Raw genomic sequence first — 13,874 nt, 5'->3', positions numbered from 1 at the left:
CCAGGTCGGCCGACGCGGGCCGACCTGGACGTCATGACACGAACGAGCCCTGTTCTCAGACGAGGTCGAACCGGTCGAGGTTCGAGACCTTGACCCACGCCGCGACGAAGTCGTTCACGAACTTCGCCTTCGCGTCATCGCTCGCGTAGACCTCCGCGAGCGCGCGCAGCTCGGAGTTCGAGCCGAAGACGAGGTCGGCACGGGTGCCGGTCCACTTGACCTCGCCCGTGGCGTCGTCGCGACCCTCAAACGTGTTCGCGTCCTCGGACGTCGCCTTCCACGTCGTGCCCAGGTCGAGCAGGTTGACGAAGAAGTCGTTGGTCAGGGACCCCGGGGTCGTGGTGAGGACGCCGAGCTTCGAGTCCCCGTAGTTCGCGCCCAGGACGCGGAGGCCGCCGACGAGGACCGTCAGCTCGGGGGCGCTCAGGTTCAGCAGGTTCGCCTTGTCGATCAGCAGGTACTCGGCCGGCAGGCGGTTGCCCTTGCCGAGGTAGTTGCGGAACCCGTCGGCGGTCGGCTCGAGCGCGGCGAACGACTCCACGTCGGTCTGCTCCTGCGACGCGTCCACGCGGCCCGGCGTGAAGGGGACCTCGACGTCGAAGCCGGCGTCCTTGGCGGCCTTCTCGACGGCCGCACTGCCCGCGAGCACGATCAGGTCGGCGAGCGAGACCTGCTTGCCACCGGTCTGTGCGGCGTTGAAGGACGTCTGGATGCCCTCCAGGACGCGCAGCACCTGAGCCAGCTGATCGGGCTCATTGACCTCCCAGCCGCTCTGCGGCTCGAGACGGATGCGCGCGCCGTTGGCGCCGCCGCGCTTGTCGCTGCCCCGGAAGGACGAGGCCGCCGCCCACGCGGTGGACACGAGCTGGGACACCGACAGGTCCGAGGCGAGGATCTGCGACTTGAGGGAGGCGATGTCCTCGGCGTCGATGGCCTCGTACGTCGCCTCGGGCAGCGGGTCCTGCCACAGCAGCGTCTCGGACGGGACCTCCGGGCCGAGGTAGCGCACGACCGGGCCCAGGTCGCGGTGGGTCAGCTTGAACCACGCGCGGGCGAAGGCGTCAGCGAACTGGTCGGGGTTCTCGTAGAAGCGCCGCGAGATCTGCTCGTACGCCGGGTCGAACCGGAGCGAGAGGTCGGTCGTCAGCATCGTCGGGGCCTTGCTCTTCGACGCGTCGTGGGCGTCGGGGATGGTGCCCGCACCGGCACCGTCCTTGGCCACCCACTGGTTGGCGCCGGCGGGGCTGGTGGTCAGCTCCCACTCGTAACCGAACAGGTTCTGGAAGAAGTAGTTGCTCCACTGGGTCGGCGTCTGGGTCCAGGTGACCTCAAGGCCACTGGTGATCGCGTCGCCGCCCTTGCCGGTGCCGTAGGTGCTCTTCCAGCCGAGGCCCTGCGCCTCGATCGGGGCGGCCTCGGGGTCGTCGCCTACGCTCTCCGCCGGGCCCGCGCCGTGGGTCTTGCCGAAGGTGTGACCGCCCGCGATCAGGGCGACCGTCTCCTCGTCGTTCATCGCCATCCGGCGGAACGTCTCACGGATGTCGCGGGCCGCGGCGAGCGGGTCCGGGTTGCCGTTCGGGCCCTCCGGGTTGACGTAGATGAGGCCCATCTGGACGGCGCCGAGGGGGTTCTCCAGCTCCCGGTCGCCGGTGTAGCGCTGGTCGTCGAGCCAGACCTTCTCAGGACCCCAGTAGACGTCCTCGTCGGGCTCCCAGACGTCCGCACGACCGCCGCCGAAGCCGAAGGTCTCGAAGCCCATCGACTCCAGGGCGACGTTGCCGGCGAGGATCATCAGGTCGGCCCACGACAGGCTCTGGCCGTACTTCTTCTTGACCGGCCACAGCAGGCGGCGGGCCTTGTCGAGGTTCCCGTTGTCCGGCCAGCTGTTGAGCGGGGCGAAGCGCTGCTGGCCGGCCCCGCCGCCGCCGCGGCCGTCGCTGATCCGGTAGGTGCCCGCGCTGTGCCACGCCATCCGGATCATGAACGGGCCGTAGTGGCCGAAGTCGGCCGGCCACCAGTCCTTGGAGTCCGTCAGGACCTCGGCGATGTCCTGCTTCACGGCCGGGAGGTCGAGGGCCTTGAACGCCGCGGCGTAGTCGAACTCCTCGCCGAGGGGGTTGGCCACGGCGGGGTTCTTGGCGAGGATCTTCAGGTTGAGCCGTTCCGGCCACCACTGGCGGTTTCCGCCGCCCTGAGTCGGGTGCGAGGCGCGCCCGTGCGCGACCGGGCAGCCGCCTCCGCCCTCCGTTTTCGCGTCTGTGACGATTGCATCATGGTTCTCGGACATGGGAATCCTTCCGGACTGGGCGGATCACGGTGCTCAGGAACTGCGGGCGGTGGAACACGATGCGGCGCGTCTCTCGAACCGGGCCGGGCTGCCGGCCGGCTCGATACGGCGTACGAGTCGCGCCGCGGTGAGCGGGTGGAAGGCCTCACAGGCGACGTGAAGGGAGACACGGCCCACGCGGTCGCGCACCCCGGAGGCGATCACCTCGACGCCGAGGTGGTCACCGTCCCGGGCGGTCTCGAGCAGCGCGACACGGGCGGCCGGCACTCGCCGGCCGGCACCGCGTAGCTCCCCGGTGGTGGTCCCGTAACGTCTCTGTCTCATGCCGTACTGGAGTCTTCCTGTCTCTTGGCTATCGCCGGAACCGATCCTACGATGGACAGAGTCCAAGTCAAGAAGTGCGCCAAACTCATATGCAATCAGAACCCGGACGTCCACTGGTAATCTTCGAATGTCCCACCGAACCTGAATAGGTGAACCGATATGAGTGACCTGCTGGAGCGACTGCGAGGGCGTGGCTGGCGGATGACCTCCCAGCGGCGTGTCGTTGCGGAGGTCCTCGACGGCGACCACGTGCATCTCACCGCCGACGAGGTGCACGCCCGCGCCGCACAGCGGCTGCCCGAGATCTCCCGTGCGACCGTCTACAACACCCTGGGTGAACTGGTCTCCCTCGGTGAGGTCATAGAGGTCGCCACCGACGGCCGCGCCAAGCGCTACGACCCCAACGCCCACCACCCGCACCAGCACCTGGTGTGTTCCAACTGCGGCACCATCCGCGACGTCCACCCCGCCGGCAACCTGCTGGCCGACCTCCCGGCGGAGGAACGGTTCGGCTTCACGGTGTCCGATGTCGAGGTCACCTACCGCGGGCTGTGTCCGTCCTGCGCCTAGGCAGTCTTTGAGTGCGTGGGCCCCTACCTGCGCGGAGACCAGGCGGAACAGCGCCGATCAGGCCGGGTTTGCCCGGATTGCGATCTTACGGAGTCGTTCGTCGGCGGCGTGTCCGGGTGCCGCCCAGCCGCCCGGGCATCGCCGACAACGGGGGGTTGACGTCGACAACTTGATCTCCACGAGCCACGCCGAGATCGTTCCACGACCTTGATCAACACTTCGAACAGGCCCTAATGCCGGACGCGGATGACGAGTTTGCCGGTGGCGCGGTCGTGCTCCATGTCGTCGTGGGCCTGCGGCACCTGCTCCAGGCCGTCGTAGACGCGGTCCACGGGGAAGGCCAGCTGGCCGGCCGCGACCGCGTCGAGGATCTCCTGGAAGGCTTCCCGGGGCAGGTCGGCGGCGTCGCCGAAGTAACCCGCCAGGCGCACACCCTTCGGCAGGTACTCGTTCGGGGAGAAGTCCCGCACCGTCCACTGGTTGGAGAGGCTGCCGCCGAAGCAGGCCGTGCCGTGCACGCGCACCGCGCGCAAAGTGTCGGGCAGGGTCGGCGTGCCGACGAGATCAAGGGCGGCGTCGGCGCCGTCCGGGTACAGCTCGCGCACGGCGGGCGCGACCTCGCCGGTGTCGAGCAGAGGGTGGTCGACACCGTGCTCCTTCAGCGAAGCGAGGCGGCCGGCCCGCCGGGTGGTGGACAGCACCGTGGCGCCGCGCCATGTGGCCAGAGCGGCGGCGGCCAGGCCCACCGAGGAGGTGCCGCCGCGGATCAGCACGGACTGACCGGGCTTCAGGTCCAGGCCGATGGTGAGCGAGCCGTAGGCGGTCTGCACCATCTCCGGCAGGGCGCCCAGCACCTCCCAGGGCAGGTCGGTGTCGACGGGGATGACCTGGGACAGCGGCACCGACGTGTATTCGGCATAGCCGCCGTCGTAGGTGCGCCCCATGTCCCCCATCATGGCGACGACCTTCTGCCCGGGAGCCAGCCCGCTGCCGGCCGGGGCCGCGTCGACGGTGCCGGCGGCCTCGATACCCGGCACCCGGGGAAAGCTGACGCCCACGCTCAGACCCAGCCGAAGCTTCAGCTCCGAGCGGTTGAGGCCGAACGCCTCGACGCGGATGCGCACCCAGCCGTCCCTCTCGGGCGGGAGCGGGAGCGTGGTCAGCCGCAGGTTGTCCACGGGGCCGGGGGCAGAGAGCCTGACGGCGCGCATAGTGGTCGGCGAGGATGTCATGGGTCTGCCTTCTTCCCGGGGGTAGGAGAGTCGGTCGGCGGTGGTCAACATGCAGCCGCTGCGGCTTCATTCCCGACTCGCCCCGGGTTTCCGTCTGTTGAGATTCACCCCCGACCATGTCCTTGCCGACCGCGCCTACTCCTCCCGCCGCATTCGCGCCTACCTGCGGCGCCGCCGGATCCCGCACACCATCCCGGAAAAAACGCGACCAGGCCGGGCACCGGCTGCGGCGCGGGTCCGCCGGCGGACGCCCACCGGGCGGGACGGATGGCGTGGCCGCAGAGCGTCAGGTAGTGGCCACCAGCAGATCCTCTCCGCTTGACGGGCGAAGGCCGTCGGTTCGATCGGCGAAGTAGCGTTCGGCGAGCACGGTTCCCGACACGTGTTGGACGTCTTTGAAGCCGGCGTCGCGGGCCAGCGCCAGCATCTCCTGCGGGGTGTAGAAGCTGATGAACGGCGTTCCGTCTGCTCGCGCCTTCGGCTTGGTCGCCTCGAGCGCGGGGCGATCGGCGTCGTCGAGAAGTTCCGTCGGCAGCATGAACGTCATGGCGAGCGTCGAGCCGGGGGCGAGCCCGGCGAGCTGGCGCAGGGTGGCGGCCGTGGCGTCTTTGGTGAGGTACATGGTGACGCCGGTGGAGACGACGGCCGCAGGTCGGCCGGGATCGAAGCCGGCGGCGGACAACTGCTTCCACCAGTCCCCGCTCGCCTCGAAGTCGACCGGGACCAGTCGCAGCCAGTCGGGGATCCCGTAGCCGAGCTCGATCAGGCGTTGACGCTTCCACGCTTGGGGGCCCGGCTGGTCGACCTCGAACACCCGCAGACGGGAGGCGATCTCCGCCCTGCGCTGGGCAAAGGTGTCCAGTCCGGCCCCCAGGACGACGTACTGGGCGACGCCGTGGCCGGCCTGCTCGGCGACCAGGTCCTCGATGAAACGAGCACGGGCCACGATGGCTGCCCGGAACGGGCTTGTGGCGCTCGGGTCCATGTCCGGGCGGCGCCGCCATCCATCGTCAGGGGCCGCCAGTTGCAGGCCGATCTCGTCCTCGAGTACGAGGGGCGGCGGGTCGACCTGCACGTGCATCGCCCGCCAGAGGGCGACCCGCACCGCGGTGCTCTCCGGTACCTCGTTCTGCTGGTCTGCCACGATGCTCTCTTTCCTTACGGTCGGTTCTTGGCCGGAGCTTGGAGGCTCCACAGACGTCCGTCGGGGTCACGGACGGTCATCTCCGTCGTCCCGTAATGGGTGTCCTCGAACGCGGTGACCACCTCGACGGCGGGATCGGGACGGAACGCATCCGCATCGGTCACCTTCAGAACGATCTGTGTCCTGGGCTCCTGGCTCTCGGGGACCTCGGCGATGAACACGTAGGGACCGTCGCCATTGCGGAGCTGGCCGGAGCTGTGGTCGGTGGCGAACTCCAATTCGAAGCCCAGCGCCTGGAAGAACCTCGCTGCCTTGCCCCAGTTGTGGGTCTCCAGGAACACGGCCTCAATACCTTCGGTCGTCATGTCAGGTCTCCCTCTCAGACGTTTGCTGTCGCTGCCCGTGGGTGTCGTCGAGGTAGGCGCGCAGGGCGTCAGCTACCACCGCCGAGAGGGACAGGCCCGACTCGATGGCGTGGTACTTGACCTGCTTGATCAGCCCGACGGGCAAGTACACGTTGAACTGCTTGACCTCTTTGTCACTCACAAGGTGATGCTAGCATCCTAGCAATCTAGTGTGCCGAACGAGACGTTCTGGAGCGGCGAGCAGGTCCTCCAGAGCCTGGGCGCGGCGTCTCGAACGATTCCCGGGATCTGGTGAGGGCAGCGGCGGCAGAATGACTACTGACCGACATGCCGTACGGCGGCCGTAAGCGCCCAGCACCATCCGATGCGCTGGGCGCGCAGGAGAGGAACACGTGAGCGAGAAGCAAGACGCCGACGCACCGCAGCGAGTCGATACGGGGACGGCGCACAATGCCCGCGTCTGGAACTACTGGCAGGGTGGCAAGGACTTCTACGAAGTCGACCGGCAGGTAGGCGATCATGTCGCCGGCATGATCCCGGTGATCCGCGACATCGCCCGCGCCGACCGCGAGTTCGTGAGTCGCGCGGTGCGCTTCCTGGCACAGGAGCGCGGGATCCGCCAGTTCCTCGACATCGGCACCGGCCTGCCGGCGGTCGAAAACACCCACGAGATCGCCCAGGGGATCGCGCCTGAGGCGCGGATCGTGTACGTCGACAACGACCCCCTGGTGCTCACCCACGCACGCGCGCTGCTGACCAGCGCACCCGAAGGCGCCACCGACTACATCGACGCCGACGTCCACGATCCGGACACCATCCTGCGCATCGCCGGCCAGACGCTCGACTTCACCAAGCCGGTCGGGCTGATGCTGCTCGGCATCCTCAACTTCGTCCTCGACGGTGCCGAGGCCCAGGCCATCGCGCGCCGACTGGTGGAGGCGCTTCCCTCCGGGAGCTTCCTCGTCCTGACCCACCCCACCACGCAGCCCGAGCTCGGTGGCGATCTCCAGCTCGAGGCGATGGAATTCTGGAACAAGAACGCCAAACCGCCGGTCACCGCGCGCAGCAGTGAGGAGATCACCCGGTACTTCGACGGGCTCAGGTTCCTCGAGCCGGGGCTCGTCTCATGCTCGCAGTGGCGGCCCGGACCCGGGAAAGAGCCCACCGTCGTACCGCAGCTCGGCGCCGTGGCGGAGAAGCCCTGACGTTGCCGCAGGACATCGAGGTGGAACGCAGCCGCGCGTTTCACGTCTGACCTGCGGAGCACGAGACCCCGGGACCGCGTTGCGGCCCGGGGTCTCTCAGTGCGGTCGAGCAGCTGCGGGACCTCCTGCAGGCCGGCGAGGTGGGCTTCGATCTGCTGGGAGTCCCAGATGCGGGGCGGCTGGTGGAGCGGTCGCCCCGAAGTCATTGACGGGATCGCTGAGGCGCACCGGTGCCACTGGGGTCGGTCTCGTGGGCTTCAGGGCGGGCGGCCGTTGGCGGTGCGTCCTGCGGCGGGGGCGGAAGCGTCCTTCCCAGGCGGGCGAGCGGGGACAGTGCCATCAGTGCGGGGGACAGCATCATGCCTGCGGCCGTCACCAGGAGGCTGGTGCGCAACCCCCACTCTTCCGCGAGAGCACCGCCGAGCAGCGAGCCGAGCGGGGTCAGACCCATGCCGACAAACGTGATCGTCGCGGCTGCGCGGCCTTGCATCCCGTCCGGGGTGACGGCCTGCCGGACGGCCATGACCGTGACGTTGACCAGCTGGCCGAAGGTTCCGAACACGAAGTTGACCGCCAGGAGCGCGGGGATCGTCACCGCGGAGGGGCCGTGCAGCGCGGGGACACAGAGCATCACGCCGTCGCCGAGTGCGGCCGCGGACACGAGCACGGCGCCGTAACCGAACCGGCTCGGCAGGCGGGCGGCGAGCAGCGAACCCACGAGCGCGCCTGGCCCCGTCGCCGCGAGCGCCAGCCCGACGGCGGCGCCCGACAGGTGCAGTTCCCGCGGCAGGAAGAGCAGATAGACGGTCATCATGGCCGCGAAGGAGAACTGGAAGGCGGCCGAGGCGAGGCACACGGTCCGCAGCGCGATATCGCTGACGACAAAGCGGAGGCCCTCATGGATCTGCCGCCAGACCCGGCGGGGCCGGTCCGAGTGCTCCGGGATCGATTCGCGGCGGCGGATCCGCCGGATCGACAGGACCGACAGGGTGAAGAACAGCGCACTGGATGCGGCGGCGATCAGCGCCGACATCAGGGACACCAGCGCGCCGCCGAGGGCGGGCCCGCCGATCTGGGCCGCGGACCGGCTGCCCTCGAGAGCGCTGTTGCCCCGCACCAGCTGATCGCGTTTCACCAGCCGTACGAGAGACGCCTGGTAGGCCACGTCGAAGAACACGGACAGGGCCCCGCCCGCGAAGGCGACCACGAGCAGCGCCGGCAGGCCGAGCCCGCCGAGGAGGCCTGCCACGACGGCTCCGCCCAGCGTCAGGGCCCGGCCGAGGTCCGCCAGCACCATCACGGTTTGGGTCCGCCACCTGTCCACCCAGGCGCCGACGAAGAGCGACAGCAGCAGGATCGGAGCCTGTCCCACCGCACGGAGAGCGCCCAGCTGGCCGGCGTCGGCGTTGAGCGTCAGAACGGCGGTCAGCGGCAGGACCACCAGGCTCGCATGCTCGCCGAGTTGGGAGGCCGTCTGGCCCACCCAGAGCTTACGGAAGTCGCCGTCCCGCCACAGGCCTGGCGGCACGCGTCGATCGGAATCGGATACGTCGGATACATCGGATCCAGCGGAGGAAGAGGACGGCACAGGGACCCCTGGGGTTGCCGAAGACGTGGCCCGCCACCGGGTGCACGACGGGCGCACCGACGGTTCAGGCAGGGGAAGGCTCGCTATGCCGCGCATCAAGGGCAGCACGCGATGACAGGCCGGTCACGGCCTACGACGTCAACGCGCGCTCGGACGACCGGGCATGACTTAGCTCCTCGTGAGTCACTCGCTGCCCGGACACTAGCCCTCGGTGGCCTGGCGCGAAAGCGATTTGGGGGGCCGGCGCAGACGGTCAGGCCCCGGTCCGGCCTGCCGCGGATGTCGACGCCATTGCTCGCGGTCAACATCCGAGCGCCTCACGTCCTTGTCGGCCATGGCGCCCGCTTTCGCCGAGCGCGGCGGCGGAGCGATCACCACCATCGGTTCCTGGACGGCCCACGTCGGCACTGCCTACGCGGCGATGTACACCGCGACCAAGGCCGCCGACGAGCAGCTCACGCGCCGCTGGGCGCCGCCGAGTTCGGGCCGCGCGGTGTGCGCGTGAACGCCGTAGCGCCCGGCGTGACTCTGTGGTGACGCGGTGACTGCCGATCCCTCCGAAGCTGAGGGAAATCCTCCACCAGCTGCCGGGCCGCCTCGGGCAGCGGCAGCTCGCCCGGAGGGGGTCGAGCGCGCTCGATGCCGTCCAGCACGAGGTCCGCCCGCCCGCCGGCGGCCCTCAGCGCGGCCAGCCCGGGTGGGCCTCGAGGTCCTGCCTGTCGCCCGCGTGCCGGCCGGATCCGTGCCGGCTTGTTCGTGGCCTGGTCGTCGTCGGTGCGGGATACGGGCACACCCGCGGCGCGTCGGCCGTCCTGCCTTGACCTGCCCTGTTCTGCGGGCGAATCTGGCTTCATGCAGTGAGCCCGCACCACAGGAGGCGCCGTGACCACCACCTCAGAGCCGCGGGTGTCGGGTCTGGAGATCCGTTCGATCGACTACGTCCCGCTGGACGAGCGGCACGGCAAGCTGTGGCACCTGGGACCGCTGTGGTTCATGTCCAACGCCCAGATCGCCACACTCGCGGTGGGACTCATCAGTATCACCGAGGGCGGCAACCTCATCTGGTCGCTCCTGGCGATCGCCTGCGGCACTCTGCTCGGCACGTTCTTCATGGCGTTCCACTCCGCGCAGGGCCCACAGCTCGGACTCCCGCAGATGATCCAGTCGCGGCCGCAGTTCGGCTACGTCGGGGCCCTGCTGGTGTGGCTGTTCGCGTATGTGCAGTACGCCGGTTTCAACGTCTTCAACACGATCCTGGCCGGTGAGGCCCTGCACACCACGCTGCACGGCGGCGTCAAGGTGTGGGTCGCCGTGGTCACGCTCGCCGCGTTCGTGATCGCGCTGGTGGGCTATGACGTCATCCACCGCGCCGAGCGGATCCTGACGTACACCTTCCTGGTCGTCTTCGGGATCTTCACCGTGGGACTGCTGCTCACGCTGCACTATCCCGCCGGCTCCTTCGACCTGGGGGCCTTCAAGGCGACGCCGTTCCTCGCCCAGTTCGGCGTGGTCGCCGGCTACCAGATCAGCTGGGCCATCTACGTCTCGGACTACTCCCGCTACCTCCCGCCGGACGTCACCGTCCGCAAGACCTTCTACTGGACGTACTTCGGTTCGGCGCTCGGCGGCATCTGGCTGATGATGCTCGGGGCGCTGCTCGCTGCGTCGGCGGGCAAGGACTTCGACACGATCGGCTCGATCAACGCGGCGGGCGACAAGGTCTTCAGCGGATTCGGTGCGATCGTGCTCCTGTTCGCCGCCCTGGGCCTGCTGTCGGTGACGGCCCTGAACATGTACGGCGGTTCCCTCACGCTCATCAGCGCGATCGACTCGTTCAAGAAGGTGCGGCCGACCCTCGGCGTACGCCTGGTGACAATCGGCCTGACGGCGGCGCTCTCCCTGGTCGGCGCGCTGCTCGCCACCTCCCACTTCCTGGAGAACTTCAACAACTTCCTGCTGCTGGTGCTCTACCTGTTCATCCCGTGGACCTCCGTGAACCTCATGGACTACTACGTGGTGCGCCGCGGCCACTACGCGATCGCCGAGATCTTCAACCCGCGGGGCATCTACGGACGGTGGGGCTGGCACGGGATCATCTCGTACCTGGTCGGCTTCGCCGTCATGGTGCCGTTCTTCGCCGTCGGCACCCTGTATGTCGGTCCCGCTGCCAAGGCACTCGGCGGCGCCGACATCTCCCTGTTCATCGGGTTGCCCGTCGCCGCGCTGCTCTACTGGCTGCTGACCCGGTCGGTGGACGTGGAGGCCGAGACCCGCCTGGCCGAGGCGGAGGCCGAAGCGCTGGAGGCCGCCGCGCACCAGCACCGCCAACCGTGACACGGTCCCCCCGGGTCCGCGCGGTAGGCCGCCCTCCAGACGTTGGCGACGTATGGAGTACGCCTGGCGAGGATCACTACGACGCCAATGCAGCCACCACACAGGCGACGGCGACGATCACGAGCGCGGTTTCGCGGAGCGGCATACGCTTCAGCATGCCCGGCTGGATGAAGTGCCGGTCGAAGGTGGCGACACGAGGACCATCACCTCGACCGGGGAGCGCACAGACGCACTGCTCGCCGGCACCGGTGACCCAGAAGGGTGAACAGATGAGCGCGCGTTTCGAGGAGATCGACTGGCGCCCGACATCGATGGGCGACATCAGTCTGCGGCGTCGACGGAACCCGGCGTCGGGCGACGATGTGTACGAGGTGAAGCTCGGTGACGAGTTCTTGATGTCCAGCCTCTTCACGGCGGGAGAGATCGCGCTCACCCATCTCGGCCTGGCGAAACTTCCGAACGCCGAACTGGACGTCGCCGTGGGCGGCCTCGGCCTCGGTTACACCGCTCAGGCGGCGCTGGACGACCCGCGGGTGCGCTCGCTGATCGTGGTCGAGGCGCTCGGCGAAGTCATCGAGTGGCATGAGCGTGGGTTGGTACCGCTGGGTGCTCGGATGGCGTCGGACGCTCGCTGCCGACTGGTCCGAGGCGACTTCTTCGCGATGGTCGGCGATTCCTGTGGTCTGGATCCCCGGACACCGGACCGTCGTTTCCACGCCATCCTGCTGGATGTCGACCACTCGCCGCGCCATGTGCTGGACCCCCGTCACACGGCCTTCTACCAGCCTGCGGGGCTGCGCGTTCTTGCCCAACGTCTCCATCCTGACGGTGTCTTCGCTCTGTGGTCGAACGATCCACCGGACGATCAGTTCAACTCCGTGCTCGCGGAGGTCTTCGTGGAGTCGGAAGCCCACGTCGTCGACTTCGACAATCCGCTGCAGGGGGGGACTGCGGCCAACACCGTCTACGTGGCGAGGAAGGGAGCGACCACTGACCTCCGGCACTTGTGACGCTGCGCAGCGCGCGGGATTGCTGCCCGTTGGCCGAGTTCGTGTTCCGCCATCCCCAGCGTCTGGCAACGCCGGAGCGCTCTGCTCCGGCTGACGCGGGCGCACTGGGTCAGGCACGTGCCACGCGTACCTCGCTGTCCCGGTCGCTGAATGCCGCGTGTCCGGCCTGAAGGAGGACGGCGAGCAATGCCTCACGGAGCGCCTTGCGGATGCCGTGGTATTCGGTGAACAGGTCGGCGTGGCTCTCGTGCCCGCGCGTGTGCGCGCCCGGTGCCTCGTCCGCCGTCCAGCTGATCACCACCGCTTCGGCTTCGATACGGACCAGCAGACCGGTCTGTTCCTCCGAGTCAGCGACTGCGACGTCGAACCCCGCATCCGTAAGCGTGCGGCGCACATTATCGAACAGCGTCTGTAGCGCGGCGTCCGCAGTCATGACCAGAGGCTAACCACCGACGTCAGAAACCAGTCCTCGCCACCGCAGGCCTCTTCGGGGCAGACCGTTCCAGGCAGCCGCTGTGCTTGTCCGGCCGGGTTCACGACCAATGCGCAGGATGGTCGTCTCCACGTTGGCGCGAACAGAGATCCTATGAATCAACGCCTACTTCAAGGCTCACCTGTGAAAAGGCCCGGAAGCACCCTCGGGTTCCTGCTCTCTGCCAGTTACGGCCCCGCCTCCGGAAGCGGAACCATCACCTACACCGACGGGAGCACGCAGAGCTACACGCTCAACGCACCCGACTGGTTCTCCGCAACGCCACGGAGCGGAGGAGCCCTTGCCGTCAGCTCCGGCCCCAAGGGGCCGTGGTGGCGCTCGGGGCTTCCATCACCGACGGCGTCGCCTCCTCGACGGACTCCAACCGGCGCTGGCCCAACGACCTCGCCGTTCGACTGGCGAACTCCGGCCGCACCATCGGCGTACTCAACCAGGGAATCAGCGGCAACCGGCTGCTGGTCGACGGTGCGGGACAAAGCGCGATACACCGTTTCGCACGGGACGTGACCGGTCAGCCGGGAGCCACATGGGTCATCTTCTCCGACGATCCGATCAACGACCTGGGCTCGACCAATCCGCCGCCGAGCTCAAGCCAGCTCATCGCGGGCGTGCAGCAGCTCATCTCGAGCGCCCATCAGAACGGCCTGAAATTCCTCTGCTCCACGCTGACGCCCTATCAGGGTGCGTCCTACTGGACCCAGGACGGCGAGACGGCCCGTGAGGCGTTCAACTCCTTCGTGCGCGGCTCGGGCAGTGGCTGTGACGCAGTCGTCGATCAGGACGCGGCCACGCACGACCCGGCCGCCCCGACCCGTTACCTGTCCGCATACGACAGCGGCGACCATCTGCACCCGAACGAAGCGGGCCTGCAGGCGATCGCCAATGCGGTGAACCTGAACCTGTTCTCCCCGGCCACCAGCTCGGTGAATTAGCCTCCCCGCCCAGGCGAACGGCGTCCCGCGCGTTGAGTCGGGCCGTTCGTGTCACATCTTGCCGAGTTGTTCCGTCAGGGAGGTGTAACCACCGGCAACGACATAGGAGTCCACCATGGATGCTCGCTTGAACCTCTTCGGCAACCCGGTCGCAGCCAACGTCCTGAAATACGTCAACTCGGCGGGCAAGGTGGTCTCGGACTCGACACTGCCGGCCGCGACGCAGGAACTGGTGAAGCTCCGCGCCAGCCAGATCAACGGCTGCGGCTTCTGCACCGACATGCACACCAAGGACGCCGCGCACGCCGGGGAGACCTCCACCCGCCTCAACCTGGTCGCGGCCTGGCGGGAGGCCACGGTGTTCACCGATGCCGAGCGCGCTGCCCTGGA

At 68.6% G+C, this 13,874-nt stretch carries 14 protein-coding genes and 2 pseudogenes; 8 read left to right on the top strand and 8 right to left on the bottom strand.

Features of this window, described 5'->3' with window-relative positions:
• Window positions 1-55: 55 nt before the first annotated feature.
• Both katG and ACFXJ5_RS33545 read right to left on the bottom strand, forming a co-directional pair.
• The gene (gene katG, locus ACFXJ5_RS33550) at window positions 56-2,287 is read right to left on the bottom strand and encodes a catalase/peroxidase HPI (protein WP_384639668.1); all 2,232 of its coding nucleotides are present in this window, start codon (window positions 2,285-2,287) and stop codon (window positions 56-58) included.
• 66 nt (window positions 2,288-2,353) lie between these two features.
• Window positions 2,354-2,611: pseudogene (locus tag ACFXJ5_RS33545) on the bottom strand (transcriptional repressor); the annotation flags it as partial.
• 159 nt (window positions 2,612-2,770) lie between these two features.
• Between ACFXJ5_RS33545 and ACFXJ5_RS33540 the strand changes: the two are divergent.
• Complete coding sequence (locus ACFXJ5_RS33540) at window positions 2,771-3,181, top strand: Fur family transcriptional regulator (protein ID WP_384639665.1); 411 nt, start codon at window positions 2,771-2,773, stop codon at window positions 3,179-3,181.
• Window positions 3,182-3,411: 230 nt separating this feature from the next.
• On the opposite strand, the gene ACFXJ5_RS33535 is transcribed toward ACFXJ5_RS33540, so the two are convergent.
• Window positions 3,412-4,413 carry a zinc-binding dehydrogenase gene (locus ACFXJ5_RS33535; protein ID WP_384639663.1) on the bottom strand — a complete coding sequence of 334 codons (1,002 nt, stop codon included), beginning with the start codon at window positions 4,411-4,413 and terminating at the stop codon, window positions 3,412-3,414.
• Window positions 4,414-4,513: 100 nt separating this feature from the next.
• Here ACFXJ5_RS33535 and ACFXJ5_RS33530 point away from each other — a divergent pair.
• Window positions 4,514-4,673: pseudogene (locus ACFXJ5_RS33530) on the top strand (IS5/IS1182 family transposase); the annotation flags it as partial.
• 26 nt (window positions 4,674-4,699) lie between these two features.
• On the opposite strand, the gene ACFXJ5_RS33525 reads toward ACFXJ5_RS33530, so the two are convergent.
• The 3 genes from ACFXJ5_RS33525 to ACFXJ5_RS33515 are packed head-to-tail and all read right to left on the bottom strand — an operon-like array spanning window position 4,700 to window position 6,103.
• The gene (locus tag ACFXJ5_RS33525) at window positions 4,700-5,557 is read right to left on the bottom strand and encodes a class I SAM-dependent methyltransferase (protein ID WP_384639660.1); all 858 of its coding nucleotides are present in this window, start codon (window positions 5,555-5,557) and stop codon (window positions 4,700-4,702) included.
• A gap of 14 nt (window positions 5,558-5,571) precedes the next feature.
• Window positions 5,572-5,922, bottom strand: a complete 351-nt coding sequence (locus tag ACFXJ5_RS33520; RefSeq protein ID WP_384639657.1) for a VOC family protein — start codon at window positions 5,920-5,922, stop codon at window positions 5,572-5,574.
• A gap of 1 nt (window position 5,923) precedes the next feature.
• The gene (locus ACFXJ5_RS33515; protein ID WP_384639654.1) at window positions 5,924-6,103 is read right to left on the bottom strand and encodes a CopG family transcriptional regulator; all 180 of its coding nucleotides are present in this window, start codon (window positions 6,101-6,103) and stop codon (window positions 5,924-5,926) included.
• A 211-nt stretch (window positions 6,104-6,314) separates the two neighbouring features.
• Here ACFXJ5_RS33515 and ACFXJ5_RS33510 point away from each other — a divergent pair, with 211 nt between their 5' ends.
• Window positions 6,315-7,127, top strand: a complete 813-nt coding sequence (locus ACFXJ5_RS33510; protein WP_384639651.1) for an SAM-dependent methyltransferase — start codon at window positions 6,315-6,317, stop codon at window positions 7,125-7,127.
• A gap of 202 nt (window positions 7,128-7,329) precedes the next feature.
• On the opposite strand, the gene ACFXJ5_RS33505 is transcribed toward ACFXJ5_RS33510, so the two are convergent.
• Window positions 7,330-8,655, bottom strand: a complete 1,326-nt coding sequence (locus ACFXJ5_RS33505) for an MFS transporter (protein WP_384639648.1) — start codon at window positions 8,653-8,655, stop codon at window positions 7,330-7,332.
• Between the two features lie 394 nt (window positions 8,656-9,049).
• Between ACFXJ5_RS33505 and ACFXJ5_RS33500 the strand changes: the two genes are divergently transcribed.
• From ACFXJ5_RS33500 to ACFXJ5_RS33490, 3 genes are all read left to right on the top strand, one after another.
• Window positions 9,050-9,220 (top strand): SDR family NAD(P)-dependent oxidoreductase, encoded by a 171-nt coding sequence (locus ACFXJ5_RS33500; RefSeq protein WP_384639645.1) that lies wholly within the window; start codon window positions 9,050-9,052, stop codon window positions 9,218-9,220.
• A 377-nt stretch (window positions 9,221-9,597) separates the two neighbouring features.
• Window positions 9,598-11,049 carry a purine-cytosine permease family protein gene (locus ACFXJ5_RS33495; RefSeq protein ID WP_384639642.1) on the top strand — a complete coding sequence of 484 codons (1,452 nt, stop codon included), beginning with the start codon at window positions 9,598-9,600 and terminating at the stop codon, window positions 11,047-11,049.
• 269 nt (window positions 11,050-11,318) lie between these two features.
• Window positions 11,319-12,059 (top strand): spermidine synthase, encoded by a 741-nt coding sequence (locus ACFXJ5_RS33490; RefSeq protein ID WP_384639639.1) that lies wholly within the window; start codon window positions 11,319-11,321, stop codon window positions 12,057-12,059.
• A 109-nt stretch (window positions 12,060-12,168) separates the two neighbouring features.
• Here the strand turns inward: ACFXJ5_RS33490 and ACFXJ5_RS33485 are convergent, their stop codons facing one another.
• Window positions 12,169-12,492 carry a hypothetical protein gene (locus ACFXJ5_RS33485; RefSeq protein WP_384639636.1) on the bottom strand — a complete coding sequence of 108 codons (324 nt, stop codon included), beginning with the start codon at window positions 12,490-12,492 and terminating at the stop codon, window positions 12,169-12,171.
• Between the two features lie 368 nt (window positions 12,493-12,860).
• Here ACFXJ5_RS33485 and ACFXJ5_RS33480 point away from each other — a divergent pair, with 368 nt between their 5' ends.
• Both ACFXJ5_RS33480 and ACFXJ5_RS33475 read left to right on the top strand, forming a co-directional pair.
• On the top strand, window positions 12,861-13,484 hold the full coding sequence (locus ACFXJ5_RS33480) for a GDSL-type esterase/lipase family protein (protein WP_384639633.1): 624 nt from the start codon (window positions 12,861-12,863) through the stop codon (window positions 13,482-13,484).
• A gap of 115 nt (window positions 13,485-13,599) precedes the next feature.
• Window positions 13,600-13,874: carboxymuconolactone decarboxylase family protein (locus tag ACFXJ5_RS33475; protein WP_384639630.1), on the top strand; the 275-nt coding region annotated here is incomplete at its 3' end.

It is taken from the genome of Streptomyces sp. NPDC059373, assembly GCF_042751495.1.
In the GTDB taxonomy this organism is placed as follows: Bacteria; Actinomycetota; Actinomycetes; order Streptomycetales; family Streptomycetaceae; genus Actinacidiphila.
Note: the sequence above shows the minus strand (reverse complement) of the source record. Positions and strands in the feature narration are given on the sequence as shown.

Bases quoted from the DNA above. Each gene is read 5' to 3' on its own strand.
- katG (WP_384639668.1), bottom strand. From the start codon at position 2,287: ATGTCCGAGAACCATGATGCAATCGTCACAGACGCGAAAACGGAGGGC.
- ACFXJ5_RS33540 (WP_384639665.1), top strand. From the start codon at position 2,771: ATGAGTGACCTGCTGGAGCGACTGCGAGGGCGTGGCTGGCGGATGACC.
- ACFXJ5_RS33535 (WP_384639663.1), bottom strand. From the start codon at position 4,413: ATGACATCCTCGCCGACCACTATGCGCGCCGTCAGGCTCTCTGCCCCC.
- ACFXJ5_RS33520 (WP_384639657.1), bottom strand. From the start codon at position 5,922: ATGACGACCGAAGGTATTGAGGCCGTGTTCCTGGAGACCCACAACTGG.
- ACFXJ5_RS33500 (WP_384639645.1), top strand. From the start codon at position 9,050: ATGGCGCCCGCTTTCGCCGAGCGCGGCGGCGGAGCGATCACCACCATC.
- ACFXJ5_RS33490 (WP_384639639.1), top strand. From the start codon at position 11,319: ATGAGCGCGCGTTTCGAGGAGATCGACTGGCGCCCGACATCGATGGGC.
- ACFXJ5_RS33485 (WP_384639636.1), bottom strand. From the start codon at position 12,492: ATGACTGCGGACGCCGCGCTACAGACGCTGTTCGATAATGTGCGCCGC.